General features: G+C 70.6%; 16 protein-coding genes and 1 pseudogene. 3 read left to right on the top strand and 14 right to left on the bottom strand.

The window, feature by feature from the left end; all coding sequences use genetic code 11:
- Positions 1 to 477 precede the first annotated feature (477 nt).
- The 10 genes from P6166_RS03480 to ccmA all read right to left on the bottom strand — a co-directional run bounded on the left by P6166_RS03480 (position 478) and on the right by ccmA (position 8436).
- Entirely contained in the window at positions 478 to 1590 is a 1113-nt protein-coding gene (locus P6166_RS03480) for a homoserine O-acetyltransferase (protein WP_277763132.1), read from the bottom strand.
- 73 nt (positions 1591 to 1663) lie between these two features.
- Complete coding sequence (locus P6166_RS03475; RefSeq protein ID WP_277763131.1) at positions 1664 to 2659, bottom strand: tetratricopeptide repeat protein; 996 nt, start codon at positions 2657 to 2659, stop codon at positions 1664 to 1666.
- Positions 2659 to 3108: a cytochrome c-type biogenesis protein gene (locus tag P6166_RS03470; protein WP_277763130.1), complete on the bottom strand. Its 450-nt coding sequence runs from the start codon at positions 3106 to 3108 to the stop codon at positions 2659 to 2661. The genes P6166_RS03475 and P6166_RS03470 overlap by 1 nt, the downstream gene beginning before the upstream one ends.
- Entirely contained in the window at positions 3105 to 3707 is a 603-nt protein-coding gene (locus P6166_RS03465; RefSeq protein ID WP_277763129.1) for a DsbE family thiol:disulfide interchange protein, read from the bottom strand. The genes P6166_RS03470 and P6166_RS03465 overlap by 4 nt, the downstream gene beginning before the upstream one ends.
- Positions 3707 to 5647, bottom strand: coding sequence for a heme lyase CcmF/NrfE family subunit (locus P6166_RS03460; RefSeq protein ID WP_277763128.1), 1941 nt, complete (start codon positions 5645 to 5647; stop codon positions 3707 to 3709). Before P6166_RS03460 ends, P6166_RS03465 begins: the two co-directional genes overlap by 1 nt.
- A 40-nt stretch (positions 5648 to 5687) precedes the next feature.
- Positions 5688 to 6137 (bottom strand): cytochrome c maturation protein CcmE, encoded by a 450-nt coding sequence (gene ccmE / locus P6166_RS03455; RefSeq protein WP_277763127.1) that lies wholly within the window; start codon positions 6135 to 6137, stop codon positions 5688 to 5690.
- On the bottom strand, positions 6134 to 6307 hold the full coding sequence (ccmD, locus tag P6166_RS03450; protein ID WP_130318351.1) for a heme exporter protein CcmD: 174 nt from the start codon (positions 6305 to 6307) through the stop codon (positions 6134 to 6136). Before ccmD ends, ccmE begins: the two co-directional genes overlap by 4 nt.
- Positions 6304 to 7059, bottom strand: coding sequence for a heme ABC transporter permease (locus P6166_RS03445; RefSeq protein WP_277763126.1), 756 nt, complete (start codon positions 7057 to 7059; stop codon positions 6304 to 6306). The genes ccmD and P6166_RS03445 overlap by 4 nt, the downstream gene beginning before the upstream one ends.
- A 40-nt stretch (positions 7060 to 7099) precedes the next feature.
- Entirely contained in the window at positions 7100 to 7795 is a 696-nt protein-coding gene (gene ccmB, locus P6166_RS03440; RefSeq protein ID WP_277763125.1) for a heme exporter protein CcmB, read from the bottom strand.
- Positions 7792 to 8436: a heme ABC exporter ATP-binding protein CcmA gene (ccmA, locus tag P6166_RS03435; RefSeq protein ID WP_277763124.1), complete on the bottom strand. Its 645-nt coding sequence runs from the start codon at positions 8434 to 8436 to the stop codon at positions 7792 to 7794. Before ccmA ends, ccmB begins: the two co-directional genes overlap by 4 nt.
- Positions 8437 to 9030: 594 nt before the next feature.
- Here ccmA and P6166_RS03430 point away from each other — a divergent pair.
- The 3 genes from P6166_RS03430 to P6166_RS03420 all read left to right on the top strand — a co-directional run bounded on the left by P6166_RS03430 (position 9031) and on the right by P6166_RS03420 (position 11572).
- Positions 9031 to 10182, top strand: a complete 1152-nt coding sequence (locus tag P6166_RS03430) for a pyridoxal phosphate-dependent aminotransferase (RefSeq protein WP_277763123.1) — start codon at positions 9031 to 9033, stop codon at positions 10180 to 10182.
- Between the two features lie 44 nt (positions 10183 to 10226).
- Positions 10227 to 11042, top strand: coding sequence for an amidohydrolase (locus tag P6166_RS03425; RefSeq protein ID WP_277763122.1), 816 nt, complete (start codon positions 10227 to 10229; stop codon positions 11040 to 11042).
- Between the two features lie 92 nt (positions 11043 to 11134).
- Positions 11135 to 11572 (top strand): hypothetical protein, encoded by a 438-nt coding sequence (locus P6166_RS03420; protein ID WP_277763121.1) that lies wholly within the window; start codon positions 11135 to 11137, stop codon positions 11570 to 11572.
- A gap of 181 nt (positions 11573 to 11753) precedes the next feature.
- Here P6166_RS03420 and P6166_RS03415 read toward each other — a convergent pair whose 3' ends face one another.
- From P6166_RS03415 to P6166_RS03400, 4 genes and pseudogenes are all read right to left on the bottom strand, one after another.
- A complete protein-coding gene (locus tag P6166_RS03415; RefSeq protein WP_277763120.1) occupies positions 11754 to 12779 on the bottom strand; it encodes a LacI family DNA-binding transcriptional regulator in 1026 nt (341 codons plus the stop codon).
- A 274-nt stretch (positions 12780 to 13053) separates the two neighbouring features.
- Positions 13054 to 14628 (bottom strand): pseudouridine synthase, encoded by a 1575-nt coding sequence (locus tag P6166_RS03410; protein ID WP_277763119.1) that lies wholly within the window; start codon positions 14626 to 14628, stop codon positions 13054 to 13056.
- A gap of 287 nt (positions 14629 to 14915) precedes the next feature.
- Positions 14916 to 15548, bottom strand: a pseudogene (gene scpB / locus P6166_RS03405) (SMC-Scp complex subunit ScpB); the annotation flags it as partial.
- Positions 15549 to 15573: 25 nt separating this feature from the next.
- Positions 15574 to 16479 (bottom strand): ScpA family protein, encoded by a 906-nt coding sequence (locus tag P6166_RS03400; RefSeq protein WP_277763118.1) that lies wholly within the window; start codon positions 16477 to 16479, stop codon positions 15574 to 15576.
- Positions 16480 to 16712: the final 233 nt, after the last annotated feature.

The raw sequence follows: 16712 nt of genomic DNA, 5'->3' as shown, positions 1-16712 counted from the left end.
CTTTCGGGACACGCCGTGAATCCATCCATGGAGGCTCGTAGGCGACATCCATGTCGCCTACGGTCCCGAAAGGGCCCTGCCCCCGAAGGCCCCACAGATCACCACCGCCGGCAGGGAAAAAGCGCAACGCACGCGCGCTCACGCAGCGCCGCGCCCCCGTAGGAGCGGCTTCAGCCGCGACGTGAAAGAGAAAAAACGGAGACTGAAAAAGGAGAAAGGGGGGGAGGTTGAGAAGCAGGCTTTTGCCTTTGCTTTCCCCCCTCACTCTCCCCAGCGCGCCCCAAACGAAGTGGGAAAAACCAAAGCGCCCAGCCCCGACCTGCCGTGTAGGGACGTCAGCGGGCCATGGATGGCCCGCGGCGGCGAATCGGACAGGGATGTCTGCTGAGCCGTGACGGCCCTACACGGCAGGTCGGGGCCCGCACCGTAAGCCGACGCATACACCGCCCACCGCAAACGCGCCCCACCAAAAAAACCTCACAATGCAGCAAGAAACCCCGCCACCGCCGGCCCAAATCGCCCGAAATCCACCAAGAACGCATCATGCCCTTGCGGCGAATCCAACCCCACGAACGCCGCATCCGCGCCCCCGGCGCGCAACCCATCGGCGATCTGTTGCTGCTGTTGCACCGGGAACAGGATGTCCGTATTGGCCCCGATCGCCAGCGCCCGCGCCACGCGGATCTTCGCCAGCCCCGCCATCACGTCGCCGTCGGCGTACTCGGCCAGGTCGAACCAGTCCATCGAGCGGCTCAGGTACAGATAGCAATTCGGATCGAAGAAGCGCACGAAGCGCCGCGCGTGTCCCTCCAGGTAGCTTTCCACCTGGAATTCCAGCCCGAACGGATCGTCGTCGGCCTGCTCCGAATCCAATCGCACCCGGCCGAACCGCCCGTCCCACTCCAGCGCCGAGCGGTAGGTGATCACCCCCAGCTTGCGCGCCATGCGCATGCCCGACTCGGGGTAATGCGTGTCGTCGTAATGCCCGCCGTTCCAGTTCGGGTCCAGCCGGATCGCCTCGCGCTGCAGCGAGCGGATCGCGATGGAAAACGGCAACGCCTGCGCACTGCCGGAAATATTGATGTGGCTGCCCGCGATGCCCGGATGCCGCAGCAGGATCGCCAGCGCGGTCATGCCGCCCATCGAATTGCCGACCAGGCACGCCAACTGTTCGATGCCCAGCGCCCGCACCACGGCGACGGCGGCATCGGCACCGTCCTCCACCGACAGCTCCGGGAAATCGAGGCGATACGGCGTGCCGGTGGCCGGGTTGATCGACGCCGGGCCGGTGGAGCCCTTGCAACTGCCCAGCGAATTCACGCACACCACGAACCAGCGGTCGGTATCGATGGGCTTGCCCGGGCCCACCATCGCTTCCCACCAGCCCGGTTCGGGATTGCCGACATTGCGCGCGGCATGCGCGTTCGGCGACAGGCCGGTGACGATGAGCACCGCGTTGCCGCCATCGGCCGCCAGCGTGCCCCAGGTTTCGTAGGCCACGCGCGCGCCGTGCAGCACGCCGCCGCGCTTCATCGGGAACGGCGAGGGCAGGGAGAGGAATTGGCTTCCAGCCGGGATGAATTCAGTCATGCGGCGATTCTAGCGGGGTGCGCCGCCACGCCGCAGGCGCCGCGGTGGATCGCTGCGTACCGGGCGCGCCGGCTCATTCGCCCACGGTGAGCCGCACCGGTGCGTCGGCCGGCAGCTTCACCCGCACGGGCGCGGAGGTGATGTCGCCTTCCTGTGGCATCGCGTTGCCGCTGGGCGATATGCGCGCGATCACCTCCACTTCGCCCAGCGCGGACAGCTTGGCGGTGGGCATCGGGCTGTCGCCGTCGTCCAGGTGCACCGTCAGCGGCAACTCGGACAAGGTGTGCTTCTCCACGGCGACCGGCATCGGCGGGCCGTCGGGGATGCGCGCGATCACGAACACGGTGGTGTCGTCCGGCAATCGCGTGCGCCACCCCGGCGCAGCCGACACTTCTACCGCCAGCCCGCTGCGCGACGGTGGCGGCGCGGCGATCGGGGGCTGCCCGGCCTCGGCACGCGCGGCGTTGATCTGCGCCAGCAGGCTGGCCTGCGTGCCACCATCCACCTGCGCCAGCAGCGGCGCCCAGGTGGCCGCCGCGTCGCCCGGCTGGCCGGCCTGGCGCTGCGCCACGCCGAGGAACCAGCGGGCGCGCTGGTGCTCCGGCTGCACGGCCAGGGCGTGTTGCAGCCACTGGATGGCGGTGGCGTCGGCCTGGCCGCTGCCGGCGGCGAGCATGCGCGCCTGCGCCGCGGACACCAGCACTTCGGGGTGGTCGGGCTGCAGCTTCACCGCGTGGGCGAAGGCGTCCGCCGCCTCGGTGTATTTCTCCTGGCCGAGCAGCGCGCGGCCGAGCAGCATCCAGCCTTCGACCTGGCCGGGGTCGCGCGCCAGCGCGGCGCGCAGGTCGGCGACGGCCTCGTCGATATCGCGCGGGGTGTCGATGCGCGAGGCGTTGGCATCGCGCAAGCCGGCCGGCGTGCCCAGCAGGCCGTACAGCACGGCGGTCCCCAGCCCGAGCAGCACCACCGTGGCGATGACGAAGCCACGCGAATGCGCCCACATCGGCCGCAGTACCCAGGCCAGCACGGCCACGGCGATGACGGCGGCGATCAGCGCGAAAACGACCATCACCACTCCTGCGCGTCGTCGGTGGCCGCCGGCAGCGCGCGCGCACGGCGGCGCACCAGCACGACCAGCATCACCGCGCCGCCCAACAGCAGCGCGGCCGGGCCGAACCACAGCAGCCAGGTGCGCGATTCGACCTGCGGGCGGTACAGCACGAATTCGCCGTAGCGCTCGACCAGGAACTGCTTGATCTGCGCGTCGCTGCGGCCCTGGTGCATCAGGTCCAGCACCTCGCGGCGCAGGTCGTGGGCGATCTGCGCGTTGGAATCGGCCAGCGACTGGTTCTGGCATTGCACGCAGCGCAACTCGGCGGTGAGCGCGTGGAAGCGTGCCTCTTCGGCGGCATCGCGGTAGGCCAGCGGCGCGGGGTCGGACACCGGCTGCGCGAACGCGGTCGCGCCGGCCCACGCCAGCCATGCCGCGATCACGCAGGCCGCCAGGCGGGCCTTCATGGGGCGGCGTGCAAGGGCGTGCCGCCGGCCGGGGCGCGTTCGAGCCGGGTCAGCTGCGGGATCAGCTGCTCGTCGATCACCGCCTGCGTGAGCGCGCCGCTGTACTTCCAGCGCACCACGCCCTGCGCATCGACCAGGAAGGTTTCCGGCGCGGCGGCGATGCCCCAGTCGATGGCGGTGCGGCCGTCCGGGTCGGCCAGCACCAGCAGGTAGGGATTGCCCAGCTGTTCCAGCCAGTGCAGCGCGTCGGCGCGCTCGTCCTTCCAGTTGTAGCCGATCACGCGCACGCGCTTGGTCAGCGCGAAGCGGGTCAGGATGGGATGCTCCTCGCGGCAGGTCGGGCACCAGCTGCCCCACACGTTGAGCACGTAGGGCGCGCCGCGCAGGTCGGCGGCGGTGACGCGGATCGAGGCATCGTGCAGCAACGGCAGGTCGAAGGCCGGCGCGGGCTTGCCGATCAGCGCCGAAGGCAGGCTGTCGCGGTCGGCCAGGCCGGAGCGGCGCACGCCGTACAGCAGCAGCGCCAGCACGGCGAGGAATACCAGCGCGCCGCCAATGAGCAGCGGCAGCGACAGGCGGCGAGAGGAAGGTGCGGACATCAGGACTTCTCCGGAATACGACGGAAGCGCCGGTCGGTGGCGGTGACCACGCCGCCCAGCGCCATCAACAAGGCGCCCAGCCAGATCCAGCGCACGAACGGCTTGACGTGCGCGCGCACCGCCCAGGCGCCGGCGCCCAGCGGTTCGCCCAGCGCGACGTAGACATCGCCGAACAGGCCTGGGCGGATGCCGGCTTCGGTCATCACCTGGCCACCGCTGGCGTAACGCCGCTTCTCCGGGGCCAGCACGCCCAGTTCGCGGCCGCCGCGCAGGATCGTCAGGCGCGCCACGTCGGCACTGTAGTTCGGGCCCTGCACCGGGTCGAGCCCGTCAAAGCGCAGCGCGTAGGCGCCGATGCGAAGCTGCTGGCCGGGGGCCAGCGCCACCTCGCGTTGCACGCTCAGCGACTCCACCAGCAGCGCGCCGGCCAGGAACACCGCCACGCCGCCGTGGGCGAGCAGCATGCCGGCCATCTCGGCGGTCAGCCGCTGGCCTGGCGCGGTGCCGCGCAGGCGCAGCCAGGCGAAGCGCAACGTGCCGAGCAATACCCACGCGGCCGCGGCAACGCCCAGCGCGGCCTTGACGCGTCCTTGCGGCGCCAGCACCCAGCCCAGTGCGCCGGCGGCCAGCGCCAGCACCAGCCACGGCAGCAGCAGGGCGAGCAGGCGCGAGGGCTGGTCGCGCTGCCAGCGGGTGAGCGGGCCGAAGGGCAGCAGCAGCACCAGCGGCGCCATCAGCAGCACGAACAAGGTGCCGAAATAGGGCGGGCCGACCGAGAGCTTGCCCAGCGCCAGCGCATCGGCCAGCAGGGGATACAGCGTGCCCAGCAGCACCATCGCGCAGGCGCAGGTGAGCAGCAGGTTGTTGGCCAGCAGCAGGGTCTCGCGCGAGGTGGCCGCGAAGCCGCGGCGCGGGTCCTCGCCGGCCGGCGCCAGCGCGGGCGCGCGCACGGCGTACAGCAGCAGCGAGCCGCCGATCACCAGCGCGAGGAAGATCAGGATGAACAGGCCGCGCGAAGGATCGGCCGCGAACGAGTGCACGCTGGTCAGCACGCCCGAGCGCACCAGGAAGGTACCCAGCAGCGAGAGCGAGAACGCGGCGATCGCCAGCAGCAGCGTCCAGCCACCGAAGGTGCCACGCTTCTCGGTGACCGCCTGCGAATGCAGCAGCGCCGCGCCGGCGAGCCACGGCATGAAACTGGCATTCTCCACCGGGTCCCAGAACCACCAGCCGCCCCAGCCCAGTTCGTAGTACGCCCACCAGCTGCCGAGCGCGATGCCCAGCGTGAGCAGCGCCCAGGCCAGGTTGGTCCACGGCCGCGACCAGCGCAGCCAGCGCGCATCCAGCTGGCCGTCGAGCAGCGCGGCGATGGCGAAGGCGAACGGCACTGCGAAGCCGACATAGCCGGCGTAGAGCATCGGCGGGTGGATGATCAGGCCCGGGTCCTGCAGCAGCGGGTTGAGGTCGCCGCCTTCCGGCGGCGCCGGCAACAGCCGCGCGAACGGGTTGGAGGTGAACAGCAGGAAGGCGAGGAAGCCCAGGCTGACCAGCGCCATCACCCCGAGCACGCGCGCCACCACCGGCAACGGCAACGCACGCGAACCCACCGCCACCGCCGCGCTCCACAGCGCCAGCACCAGCGTCCACAGCAGCAGCGAGCCTTCGTGCGCGCCCCACACGGCCGAATAGCGGTACGCCAGCGGCAGCAGCGAATTGGAGTTCTCGGCCACGTAGGCCACGGAGAAATCCTGCCGCACGAAGGCGAAGGTCAGCACGGCGAAGGCGCCGCCCACCAGCAGCAGCTGCGCCAGCGCGGCGGGGCGGGCGACCTGCATCCACGCCACATGGCCGCGCTGCGCGCCCGCCAGCGGCAGCACCGCCTGCAGCAGGGCGACCAGCAGGGCGAGGATGAGCAGGACCTGGCCGAGTTCGGGCAGCATCAGGGCAACATCCGGATCGCCACGCCGCGCGCTGCCGCCGTCACTGCGGCCCCGCGACGTCGTGTTTGCGATGCGCCGCGCCCATCTTGTCGGCGACTTCCTTGGGCATGTAGTTCTCGTCGTGCTTGGCCAGCACTTCCTCGGCCACGAACACGCCCTCGTGCATGCGCCCGGTGGCGATCACCGCCTGCCCCTCGCGGAACAGGTCCGGCAGGATCTTGTCGTAGCTCACCGGCAGTTGCGCGTCGCCGTCGGTGACGCGGAAGTGCGCCTGCAGCGAGCCGGCCGGGCGCTGGAACGAACCCTTCTCGACCATGCCGCCGAGACGGAAGCGGGCGTGGTCGCCGGCCTCGCCGCGCAGCACTTCGGAGGGCGTGTAGAGATAGGCGACATTGCGCTGAAGGGCGAGGGCGACAAGCGTCGTGGCCAGCCCGCCGGCGAAGACCAGCAGCAGCACCCACCACAGGCGACGGCGCCGGGTCGGGTTCATCGCACCAGTTCCGTGTCGGGCGTGGCCGCCTGGCGGCCGCGCTGGCGCTGCTGGCGCGCGCGCGCCTGGCGCAACGCACGGCGCACCTGCAGGCGCGCGCTGAGCACGTCCCACAGCAGCACGATGACGAACACCGCGTAGGCCGCGATCACATAGCCGAGATAACTCATGCGGCCTCCCGCGCGTGGGCGAGCCGTGCCACCCAGTCCTTGCCGGCCTCGCGGCGCAGGTTGTCGGCGCGGGCACGCAGCAGCAGCGAGCCGGCGAACCAGCACTTGGTCGCGGCGACCATCAGCCACAGCGGCACCAGCATGGAGGCATCGATGCTCGATTCGCCCAGCAGGCGGATGCTCTGGCCCTGGTGCAGCGAATTCCACCACACCACCGAGTAGCGGATGACCGGCAGCAGCGCGACGCCGACGATGGCCAGCAGCCCGGCCGCGCGCGCGGCATTGCGGTGGTCGTCGATGACCTGGTACAGGCCGATCACGCCGAGATAGAGGAACAGCAGGATCAGCTCGGTGGTCAGGCGCGGGTCCCAATCCCACCAGGCGCCCCACATCGGCTTGCCCCAGATGCTGCCGGTGAGCAGGGTGATCACGGTGAAGGCGGCGCCGATGGGCGCGCAGGCCATGGCCAGGATCTCGCACAGCTTGACGCGCCAGATCATCGCGATGGCCGCGTACAGCGCCATCAGCCCGAACACGAACAGGCTCATCCACGCGCTGGGCACGTGGATGTAGAGGATGCGGAAGCTGTCGCCCTGTTTGTAGTCCGCCGGCACCACGAACAGCGCCTGCCACAGCCCGATGCCGCCGAGCAGCACGCCGGCGGCCAGGCACCACGGGGCCCAGCGGGCGGCGAAGCGATCAAAAACCGGGGGCGAGCCGAGTAGGTGGAACCAGCGGACGAAACGATTCATGCGGTGGCGATGGCTCTGGCTTCGGTGGAGTGGGCGCCGCTCAGCTCAATGAAATCCGGATCGCCGCCGCGGCCGCCAACGGTGCCAGCACCAGCCCGATGACCAGCCCCGCGCCGAGCAGCAGCAGCGGCGCGGAAGGATCCAGCCCCTGCATGCCGGCGGCCACGCTGCCCGCGCCGAACACCAGCACCGGCACGTACAGCGGCAGCGCCAGCAACGCCACGAGAATACCAGAGCGTTTCATGTTCACCGTCAGCGCCGCCACCACCGCGCCGAGCAGGCTGAGCAGCGGCGTGCCGAGCAGCAACGATGCCAGCAGCACGGGGAGTTGGTCATGCCGCAGGTGCAGCAATTCGCCGAGCAACGGCGTGGCGATGATCAACGGCAGGGCCGTGACCACCCAGTGCAGCAGCACGCGCACGAGCACGAGCCAGGCCAGCGGCACGGGCGCCAGTACCCATTGTTCGAGCGAGCCGTCGTCGGCGTCGCCGCGGAACAGCGAATCGAGCGAGAGCAGGCCGGCAAGCAGCACGGCCAGCCACATCACCGCGGGGGCGACGAGGGAGAGGGTGTCGGCATGCCCGCCGAGGGCGAGGGCGAACAGCACGACGATCAGCAGGGCGAACAGGGCCGGCTGCAGGGCATCGCCGCGGCGGCGCCACAGCAGGCGCAGGTCGCGCAGCACGAGCGCGCGCGAGGCCTGCCACAGCGAAGGCAGGGGGGAAGGGACGCTCATGCGGGCAGGGCCAGAGTGAGCATGCGGGTGCGCACCGGCGGGGCGGCGTAGGCGCCGTGGGTGGTGACCAGGGCGGCGCCGCCGCCGCGCAGGTGGGCGGAGATCATGCGGTTGACCAGGTTGATGCCGTCGAGGTCGAGGTTGGCGTAGGGCTCGTCGAGCAGCCACAGGGGGGCGGGCGAGAGCCACAGGCGGGCCAGGCCCAGGCGCTTCTTCTGCCCGGCCGAGAGCTGGCGCACGAGGGCGTCCTCGTAACCGGCGAGGCCGGCGATGGCCAGGGCGTTGCCGGGCATCTGGCGGGCGCGCCGGCCTTGCAGGCCGCAGAGGAAGTGCAGGTTTTCCAGGGTGGTGAGGTCGGGCTTCAGGGCGGGTAGGTGGCCGAGGTAGGCGATGAAACGCGAGCGATCCACGCGCCGGGCAGGGCGGCCGTCGATCTCCACCTTGCCGCCATCGGGGCGCAGCAGGCCGGCGAGGACGCGCAGCAAGGTGGTCTTGCCGGCGCCGTTGTCGCCTTGCACGAGCAGGGCTTCGCCGGCATCGACCTGGAAGTCGAGCGGACCGAACACGGCTTCCTCGTTGCGGCTGAAGCTCAAGGCCTGCGCGGCCAGCAGGGGCGGCGCGGCGGACGGGGTGTCGGTCATCAAGGCGGGATTGCGGAAGCTGGGTGGCATTGTATCTGGCGGGTTTGCGGGTGTGGTCTTTGTTGTTTGATCGGTGGGCTGTTTTTGGGGTGGGTCGGCTGTCTTGGATTGGTCGCGCGGCGTCCGGGGGGTATGCCCTGGTGGGGGACGCCAACTACCGCATCCATGCGGGGCTCGTAGGGCGACGTCCTGTCGCCCTACGCCCCCACCAGGGCATACCCCCCGGACGCCCCACACCTTCCCTCTACCGGATCGGAGAGCCAAACACCTCGCGGCAAGGTGGAGCGGCGGCGGCTTTGCGGTTCGCTCTTCGTTCCGCCAATGGGAGAGGGGAGGGGCGAGCGGGGGCCATGCCCCGTCGGGGGCGTGGGGCGACATGGATGTCGCCCTACGAGCCCCGCATGGATGCGGCAGTTGGCGTCCCCCGACGGGGCATGGCCCCCGCTCGCCGCGCGACGGCAACCAAAGCGCCAAGCGCCAAACGCCAAACGCCAAGCGCCAAGCGCCATACCCTCAAAACCACATCGCCATAAGGCCAACCACACCGGCGCTGCTAAACTCCCAGCCCCCCTCGATCCACCGGACAGAAGCCCGATGCCCGTGCCCGCCACCAAGCTGCCCAACGTGGGCACCACCATCTTCACCGTGATGTCGCAGCTGGCCGCCGAGCACAAGGCGGTCAACCTCGGCCAGGGCTTTCCCGATTTCCCCGTGCCCGGCCGCCTCGTCGAAGCGCTGGACCGCGCCATGCGCGATGGCCACAACCAGTACCCGCCGATGACCGGCGTCGCGCCGCTGCGCCAGGCCATCGCCGGCAAGGCGCTGCGCTGCTACGGCGCCACGGTGGATGCCGACAACGAGATCACCGTCACCAGCGGCGCCACCGAGGCCATCTTCAACGCCATCCATAGCGTCGTGCGCGCCGGCGAGGAAGTGATCGTGCTCGACCCCGCCTACGACTGCTACGAACCGGCGATCGACCTGGCTGGCGCGCGCGCCGTGCACGTGGCGCTGGACCCGCTCACCTTCGCCGTCGACTGGGCCAAGGTGCAGGCCGCCATCACCCCTCGCACCCGCATGCTGATGATCAACAGCCCGCACAACCCGTCCGGCGCGATGTTCTCGGCCGACGACATGCGCGCCCTGGCCGACCTGCTGCGCGGCACCGACATCTTCCTGCTGTCCGACGAGGTCTACGAGCACATCGTGTTCGACGGCCGTCGCCACGAGTCCGTGCTGCGCTGGCCGGAGCTGCGCGAGCGCGCCTTCGTGATCTCCAGCTTCGGCAAGACCTACCACTGCACCGGCTGGAAGATCGGCTACGCCATCGCCCCGCCGGCGCTGAGCGCCGAATTCCGCAAGGTGCACCAGTACAACACCTTCGCCAGCTTCGCTCCCGCCCAGTACGCCTTCGCCGAGATGATCCGCGACGAGCCCGAGCACGACGAACAGCTGGGCGCGTTCTACCAGGCCAAGCGCGACCGCTTCCGCGAGCAGCTGCTGGGCACGCGGCTCAAGCCGCTGCCGGTGCCGGGCGGGTATTTCCAACTGGTGGATTATTCGGCGGTCAGCGACCTGCCGGACCACGCGTTCGCCAAGTGGCTGACGGTCGAACACGGCGTGGCGGCCATTCCGCTGTCGCCGTTCTACCAGAACCCGCCAGCCGGCCAACGCCTGGCGCGGTTGTGCTTCGCCAAGAACGAGGCGACGCTCGATGCGGCCATCGAGCGGTTGAAGCAGCTCTGACATCCGCGCCGCGCCGCCTTTCCGCCAGCAGCCCGAGGTTCCCCATGCAAGACCTGCGCATTTCCCTCGTCCAGGGTGACACCCGCTGGCACGACCCAGCCGGCAACCGCGACCACTACGGCGCGCTGCTCGGGCCGCTCGCCGGCCAGACCGACCTGGTGGTGCTGCCGGAAACCTTCACCAGCGGGTTTTCCAACGATGCCATCGACAAGGCCGAAGGCATGGAGGGGCCGACGGTGGCGTGGATCGGCGAGCAGGCCGCGCGCCTGGGCGCGGCGGTGACCGGCAGCGTCCAGCTGCGCACGCCGGAGGGCGTGTTCAACCGCCTGCTGTTCGCCACCCCCGACGGTGGGCTGCAGTACTACGACAAGCGCCATCTGTTCCGCTACGCCAACGAGCACGAGCGCTACGCCGCCGGGCGCGACCGCCTCACGGTGGAATGGAAGGGTTGGCGGATCAACCCGCAGGTCTGCTACGACCTGCGTTTCCCGGTGTTCTGCCGCAACCGCTACGACGTCGAGCGCCCCGGCCAACTCGATTTCGACCTGCAGCTGTTCGTGGCGAACTGGCCCTCGGCCCGCGCCTACGCCTGGCGCACGCTGCTGCGGGCGCGGGCGATCGAGAACCTGTGCTTCGTGGCGGCGGTCAACCGCGTGGGCGTGGACGGCAACGGCCTGCACTACGCCGGCGACAGCGCGGTGATCGACTTCCTCGGCCAGCCGCAGCTGGAAATCCGCGAGCGCGAGCAGGTCGCCACCACCACCATCTCCGCCGCGGCGCTGGCCGAACATCGCGCGCGCTTCCCGGCCATGCTCGACGCCGATGCCTTCCAGCTCGGCACGGTCAACGCCGCGCGCTGAGCGCACGGCCGCTGAACGGCGTGCGGGCAAGGGCGCGTCGGCCTCACGCCGGCGCTGCTAACCTCGCCGCCAGTTCACCCAGGACCCCTGCGATGTTCAAGACCGCCTCCCTGCTGGCCGCGCTCGCCGCCGCCAGCGCGTTCGCGCCGGCCGCCCAGGCCGCCGGCAACCTCGACTGCACCCTGCGCTTCAACCTCTCCGGCTGGTCGGTGTTCTACAAGACCGCCAAGGGCACCGGCACCATCACCTGCAACAACGGCGTCACCGTGCCGGTCAAGATCAGCGCCAAGGGCGGCGGGCTTACCGTGGGCAAGTCGAAGATCGTCGACGGCAAGGGCAGCTTCACCGGCGCCTACAGCGTCAACGACCTGTTCGGCACCTATGGCGGCGCCGAGGCGCACGCGGGCGCGGTCAAGTCGAGCAATGCGCAGGTGGTCACCAAGGGCGACATCTCGCTCGCGCTCGCCGGCACCGGCGAGGGCTGGGACCTCGGCGTGGGCGTGGGCAACTTCGTGATCTCGCGGCGCTGAGGCGCCGCGCGTCGCGGCTGAAGCCGCGCCCACAAGGACGCCATGACCTTCCCGCGAAGGTCATATCTCCCCGCCGGGCCATGGGCCCGTGGGGTTGCGTCTTCATCGTGGGAGAGGCGTGCGCCGCGACCAGGCGCCGGGGCGCGGGCGCGGGCGAGGGCGAGGGCGGCGATCCAGCCGCCTACTCGCGAACCGGCCAAGCACCGGTCGAGCGACGCAAGCGCATTTCATACGGCACCTTCACCAACTCGCCGCGGCCGGCGTCGCCGATGTGCGCCAGCAACTGCTCGGCGGCGATGCGGCCCATCTCGTGGCTGGGCTGGCGCACGGTGGTCAGGCTCGGCCAGATCTGCCGGGCCATGGGCATGTCGTCGAAACCGAACACCGACAGGTCGCGCGGAATGCGCAGGCCGCGCTCTTCCGCTTCATAGATCACCCCGGCCGCGGTGTCGTCGTTGGCGGCGAAGATCGCCGTCGGCGGCTCGGCCAGGTCCAGCAGCGCGCGCCCGCCTTCGATGCCGGAGTCGAACGAGAACTCGCCTTCGATCACCAGCGCCGGGTCGTACGGCAGGCCCGCGCGCTGCAGCGCATCGCGGTAGCCATCCAGGCGCCACGCCCGCGCACCGTGCGAACGGTGGCCGGTGATGTGGCCGATGCGGCGATGCCCCAGGCTGGCGACGTGCGCCACCAGTTCGGCGGCCGCCTCGCGCTCGTCCAGCGTGGCACCGATCTGGCCCACGCGCCGGCGCGGGGAAATCGAGGCGTAGGGCATGGCATGGGTTTGCAGCCAGTCGAGCAGTTCGTCGTCGTCGGTGATCGGCGGGGTGAGGATCATCCCGTCCGGCCGGTACTGGTGCAGCAGGTCCTCGATCTGCGCGCGGTAACCGCCACCGTTGGGCTCCATCGGCTGCAGCATCATGCTGTAGTGGCGCGAGCGGCAGGCGTCGAGCACGCCGCCGATGATCTCCATGATGTAGTTCGACGACGGATTGTCGTAGAGCAGGGCGATCTGGTACGAGCGGTTCGAGGCCAGGCTGCGCGCGGAGGGGTTGGGCCGGTAATTCAGCGCGCGCGCGGCCTGCTCGACCTTCTCGCGCGTATCCGGGCGAACGTTGGGCTCGTAGTTGAAGACGCGCGAGACCGTCTTCATCGAAACCCCCGCGGCAGCGGCAACGTCCTCGATCCGGATACGGTTCTGTTCTTTCACGAAGGGCGCACGTGCGGGGCGGGAAGCGCACAGGATATGCGAGCGCTCACATCACGGCGCGTCCGCGCCGCCACTGGGTGCGCGCGGCGGCGATGCGTGCGCGGGCAATGCTGCGTTTTCCGGCCGAAAACACCAGGTTTCGATGCCAAGTGCGCGAAGGCGGGCGAACGCGCAATGTGTGCGCCACGCCGATTTCTTGCTGTGCCGCAGCACGTCCGGCCCGCAAAACGGAACGGGCGCCATCAGGCGCCCGTGTCCGTGGGGTGCGCAGGGCTCAGCCGCCGCGCGGACCGCGATGCCCGCCGCCGGGGCGGCCGCCACCGGGGCGACCCGCACCCCCCGGACGGCCACCGCCGCCGGGACGACCGCCGCCACCGGGGCGCGGGCCACGGTTCTGCGCGCCGCCCGGGCGACCGCCGGCCGGGCGCGCCTGGCCATACGGATTGAAGCCCGGCGTGGCGTGATCGGACGGGAAGCTCGGCGCGTTGCCCGGGTGGCCGTAGGGATGCTTGTTGCCCTGCGACTTGCCCTGGCCCTGGCCGCCTTGGCCCTGGCCTTGCGGCCTGCCGGCGTTGCCTCGTGCGCCGGCCGGCTTGTTCTTGCCATACGGGCGGGGCTGCGCGTTGCCGCGCGCGCCGCCCGGGCCGGCGTTGCGATGGCCGCTCGGGCCGGTGCTCACGCCATCGGGCACGTACCAGGTGCGGAACGCGGCCGGGTTGCCATCCGGCAACGGCTTGGGACCCTTTTCCTTGCGCTGCTTGAACGGCTTCTGCGACTGCTTGGCCGCCGCTTCGCCGCTCACCGTCAGGCCGCCCTTGAAACCGCCGGGCTTGCCGCGGCCACCCCGGCCGCGATCCTCGCGCAAGGTGTCGAAGCGGCGCAGTTCGCGGCCCTCGTCGGCGGTGTTGTGGCCGTTGACGTAGGCATTGCGCGGGCCGCCGCCGTCGCGGCCGACATGCACGGTGGCGCGGCTGGCGCGGCGCTGGCCGATCACCGGCTGCAGCGTCAGCGCCGAAGGCTGGCCTTCTTCCAGCTTGAGCTCGGCGCGCAGCGCTTCGACCTGCGGCTGCGGCACTTCCACCGACTGGCCGCGCAGCAGTTCGCGCGGCAGCGAGATCTTGCCGTAGCGGGTGCGCTTGAGGCGGCTGACCTGGCAGCCCTGCGATTCCCACAGGCGGCGCACTTCGCGGTTGCGCCCTTCCTTGACCACCACGCGGAACCAGTCGTGCGAATCGGTGCCGCCGATGCGCTCGATCTCGTCGAACTTGGCCGGGCCGTCCTCCAGCGCCACGCCGCGGGCGAGGCGGTCGACGATCTGGTCGGAGACCTGCTCCTGGCCTTCGGGCGCACGCACGCGCACCACGTACTCGCGCTCGACCTCGAAGGAGGGGTGCATCATCGCGTTGGCCAGCTCGCCGTCGGTGGTGAGCAGCAGCAGGCCGGTGGTGTTGATGTCCAGGCGTCCGATGGCGATCCAGCGCGCGCCCTTGAGCGCGGGCAGGGCTTCGAAGATGGTCGGGCGGCCTTCGGGATCGTCGCGCGTGGTGACCTCGCCCTCGGGCTTGTTGTAGATCAGCACGCGCGAGGGCTCGCTCAGCGCGCTGGCGACGAAGCCGCGCCCGTCCAGCTCGATGCGGTCGCCGCTGCGGACCGACATGCCGGTCTGCGCGACCTCGCCGTTGACCTTGACCAGGCCGTCGGCGATGCGCTGCTCCAGCGCGCGGCGCGAGCCCAGGCCGGCCTGCGCCAGCACCTTGTGCAGGCGTTCCTCGAGCTTGGGTTGTTCGGTCTCGCCGCCGCGCTTGAGCGACAGTTTGTTCAGCGAGAGCTTGCGGGGGGTGTCACTCATTTCATTTCGCTCCGGTCGGCGCGTTCGGCGTCGGCCTCAGTGGTTTCGTCTTCGTTGTCGTCCGCCGTCGCGGCCGTATCGGCGTCCGCATCGTCGGAAGGGGTGGGGTCCTGGGCGGATTCGGCCTGCGCCGCGTGTCCGTCGTCTGCTTCGTCGGCGGCATCCTGCGCGTCCGTGCCCGCGTCCTCGGTGCCGGCCTCGGCCGCCTCGGTGGGGGGTGTGTCGTTTTCGGGCGCCGGTGCCGGGCCGTCCTCGTCGGTGGTCTCGCCGCTGGCGTGGCCGTCGGCGTCGGCATCGTTGGCCGCCTCGCCTTCGCCGTCCAGCGAGGCGCCCGCGGCCAGCGGCACGTCGGGCTGGCCTTCGCTATCCAGCGGCAGCTGCGGCTCCAGTTCGCCGATGTCCTTCAGTTCGGACAGCGGCGGCAGCTCGTCCAGGCGCTTGAGGCCGAAATAATCCAGAAAGCCCTTGGTGGTGCCGAACAGCGCCGGCTTGCCGGGCACGTCGCGGTGGCCGACCACGCGGATCCACTCGCGCTCTTCCAGCGCCTGGATGATGTTGCTGCTCACCGCCACGCCGCGCACCTGCTCGATCTCGCCGCGGGTGATCGGCTGGCGGTAGGCGATCAGCGCCAGCGTTTCCAGCGTGGCGCGGGTGTACTTGGTCTTGCGTTCGGTCCACAGGCGGGCGACCCAGCCGTGCACGTCGGCCTTGACCTGGAAGCGGAAGCCGGAGGCGACCTCGACCAGCTCCACGCCGCGCTCGGCGCAGCCTTCGCGCAGCAGCTCGATGGCGCGCTCGATGCTGCCCGGGGGCGCCGGCTCCTCTTCGGGGAACAGGCCCTGCAGCTGCGCCAGCGTGAGCGGCTGCGGGCTGGCCAGCAGGGCGCCCTCGACGATACGGGTGATCAGCGGTTGGTCCATTTGCACGATCGCGGTGTCTTCCGGCTCAGGGGGTGGCGTCGTCGGCGTCGCTGTCGTCGAACTCGCTGGAGAACGCCAGCGGGGCGTTGGTGTTGCCCAGCGCCAGCGACTTCACGTAGATCGGCGCCAGCGGCGCTTCCTGGACGATGTCCAGCAGCTGTTCCTTGGCCAGTTCCAGCAGGGCCAGGAAGGTGACCAGCACGCCGAGCTTGCCTTCCTCGGCGGTGAACAGGCTTTCGAAACGGTAGAACTTGCCGTCGTCCAGGCGGCCGAGCACGTCGCCCATGCGCTGGCGCACGCTCAGCGCCTCGCGGCGGATGGCGTGGCCGCTGAACAGCTCGGCGCGCTTGAGCACGTCGTGCAGGGCCAGCAGCATTTCCTTCAGGTCCACCGGCGGCGGCAGCTTGATCGCCGCGCGGTCCGGGACATGCGCGTGCACCGGCGTGGTGTCGCGGTCCTGGCGGGGCAGGGCGTCGATATCCTCGGCGGCCTGCTTGAAACGTTCGTACTCCTGCAGACGGCGCACCAGCTCGGCGCGCGGGTCCTCTTCCTCGCCTTCGGCGCTGGGCGGGCGCGGCAGCAGCATGCGCGACTTGATCTCGGCCAGGATCGCGGCCATCACCAGGTACTCGGCGGCCAGCTCGAAGCGCAGCTCCTGCATCACGTTGATGTAGTCCACGTACTGCCGGGTGATCTCGGCGACGGGGATGTCCAGGATGTCCAGGTTCTGCCGGCGGATCAGGTACAGCAGCAGGTCCAGCGGGCCTTCGAAGGCATCGAGGATGACCTCCAGCGCGTCCGGCGGGATGTACAGGTCCTGCGGGATCTGCAGCACCGGTTGCCCATGCACCACCGCCAGCGGCATTTCCTGCTGCTGCGGCGAGGGGCTCTGGGTTGGCGGATTCGCGTCCTGCGCGAGTTCGGCGGTCATCAGCGATCTGGTGTTGCGGCGTGTGCTTCAACGGCGCCCACGACGCGCACGTGCGGGGGAAACCCGTCCGGCGAAGGTGGCTTCTACGGCGTGCCGGCGGCGGCACGATCCCAATTCAAACTAACGCCGCTGCAAGCGGCTGCAGCGACTGGACAACGAGGAGGTGGTCTACGCGGGCGGTTCGGGAACCGGCGGAGCGGGTGGCCGGCGAGGCCGCAGGGGCCGGTGTGCCG

It is taken from the genome of Stenotrophomonas sp. HITSZ_GD (assembly GCF_029543105.1).
Taxonomy (GTDB): domain Bacteria; phylum Pseudomonadota; class Gammaproteobacteria; order Xanthomonadales; family Xanthomonadaceae; genus Stenotrophomonas_A.
The sequence above is the reverse complement of the archived record's forward strand: the minus strand, read 5'-3'. Positions and strand labels throughout refer to the sequence as shown.

What these genes read in the sequence shown, in the direction of transcription:
- P6166_RS03480 (WP_277763132.1), bottom strand. Translation starts at nt 1,590, where the DNA reads ATGACTGAATTCATCCCGGCTGGAAGCCAATTCCTCTCCCTGCCCTCG.
- P6166_RS03475 (WP_277763131.1), bottom strand. Translation starts at nt 2,659, where the DNA reads ATGGTCGTTTTCGCGCTGATCGCCGCCGTCATCGCCGTGGCCGTGCTG.
- P6166_RS03470 (WP_277763130.1), bottom strand. Translation starts at nt 3,108, where the DNA reads ATGAAGGCCCGCCTGGCGGCCTGCGTGATCGCGGCATGGCTGGCGTGG.
- P6166_RS03465 (WP_277763129.1), bottom strand. Translation starts at nt 3,707, where the DNA reads ATGTCCGCACCTTCCTCTCGCCGCCTGTCGCTGCCGCTGCTCATTGGC.
- P6166_RS03460 (WP_277763128.1), bottom strand. Translation starts at nt 5,647, where the DNA reads ATGCTGCCCGAACTCGGCCAGGTCCTGCTCATCCTCGCCCTGCTGGTC.
- ccmE (WP_277763127.1), bottom strand. Translation starts at nt 6,137, where the DNA reads ATGAACCCGACCCGGCGCCGTCGCCTGTGGTGGGTGCTGCTGCTGGTC.
- ccmD (WP_130318351.1), bottom strand. Translation starts at nt 6,307, where the DNA reads ATGAGTTATCTCGGCTATGTGATCGCGGCCTACGCGGTGTTCGTCATC.
- P6166_RS03445 (WP_277763126.1), bottom strand. Translation starts at nt 7,059, where the DNA reads ATGAATCGTTTCGTCCGCTGGTTCCACCTACTCGGCTCGCCCCCGGTT.
- ccmB (WP_277763125.1), bottom strand. Translation starts at nt 7,795, where the DNA reads ATGAGCGTCCCTTCCCCCCTGCCTTCGCTGTGGCAGGCCTCGCGCGCG.
- ccmA (WP_277763124.1), bottom strand. Translation starts at nt 8,436, where the DNA reads ATGACCGACACCCCGTCCGCCGCGCCGCCCCTGCTGGCCGCGCAGGCC.
- P6166_RS03430 (WP_277763123.1), top strand. Translation starts at nt 9,031, where the DNA reads ATGCCCGTGCCCGCCACCAAGCTGCCCAACGTGGGCACCACCATCTTC.
- P6166_RS03425 (WP_277763122.1), top strand. Translation starts at nt 10,227, where the DNA reads ATGCAAGACCTGCGCATTTCCCTCGTCCAGGGTGACACCCGCTGGCAC.
- P6166_RS03420 (WP_277763121.1), top strand. Translation starts at nt 11,135, where the DNA reads ATGTTCAAGACCGCCTCCCTGCTGGCCGCGCTCGCCGCCGCCAGCGCG.
- P6166_RS03410 (WP_277763119.1), bottom strand. Translation starts at nt 14,628, where the DNA reads ATGAGTGACACCCCCCGCAAGCTCTCGCTGAACAAACTGTCGCTCAAG.
- P6166_RS03400 (WP_277763118.1), bottom strand. Translation starts at nt 16,479, where the DNA reads ATGACCGCCGAACTCGCGCAGGACGCGAATCCGCCAACCCAGAGCCCC.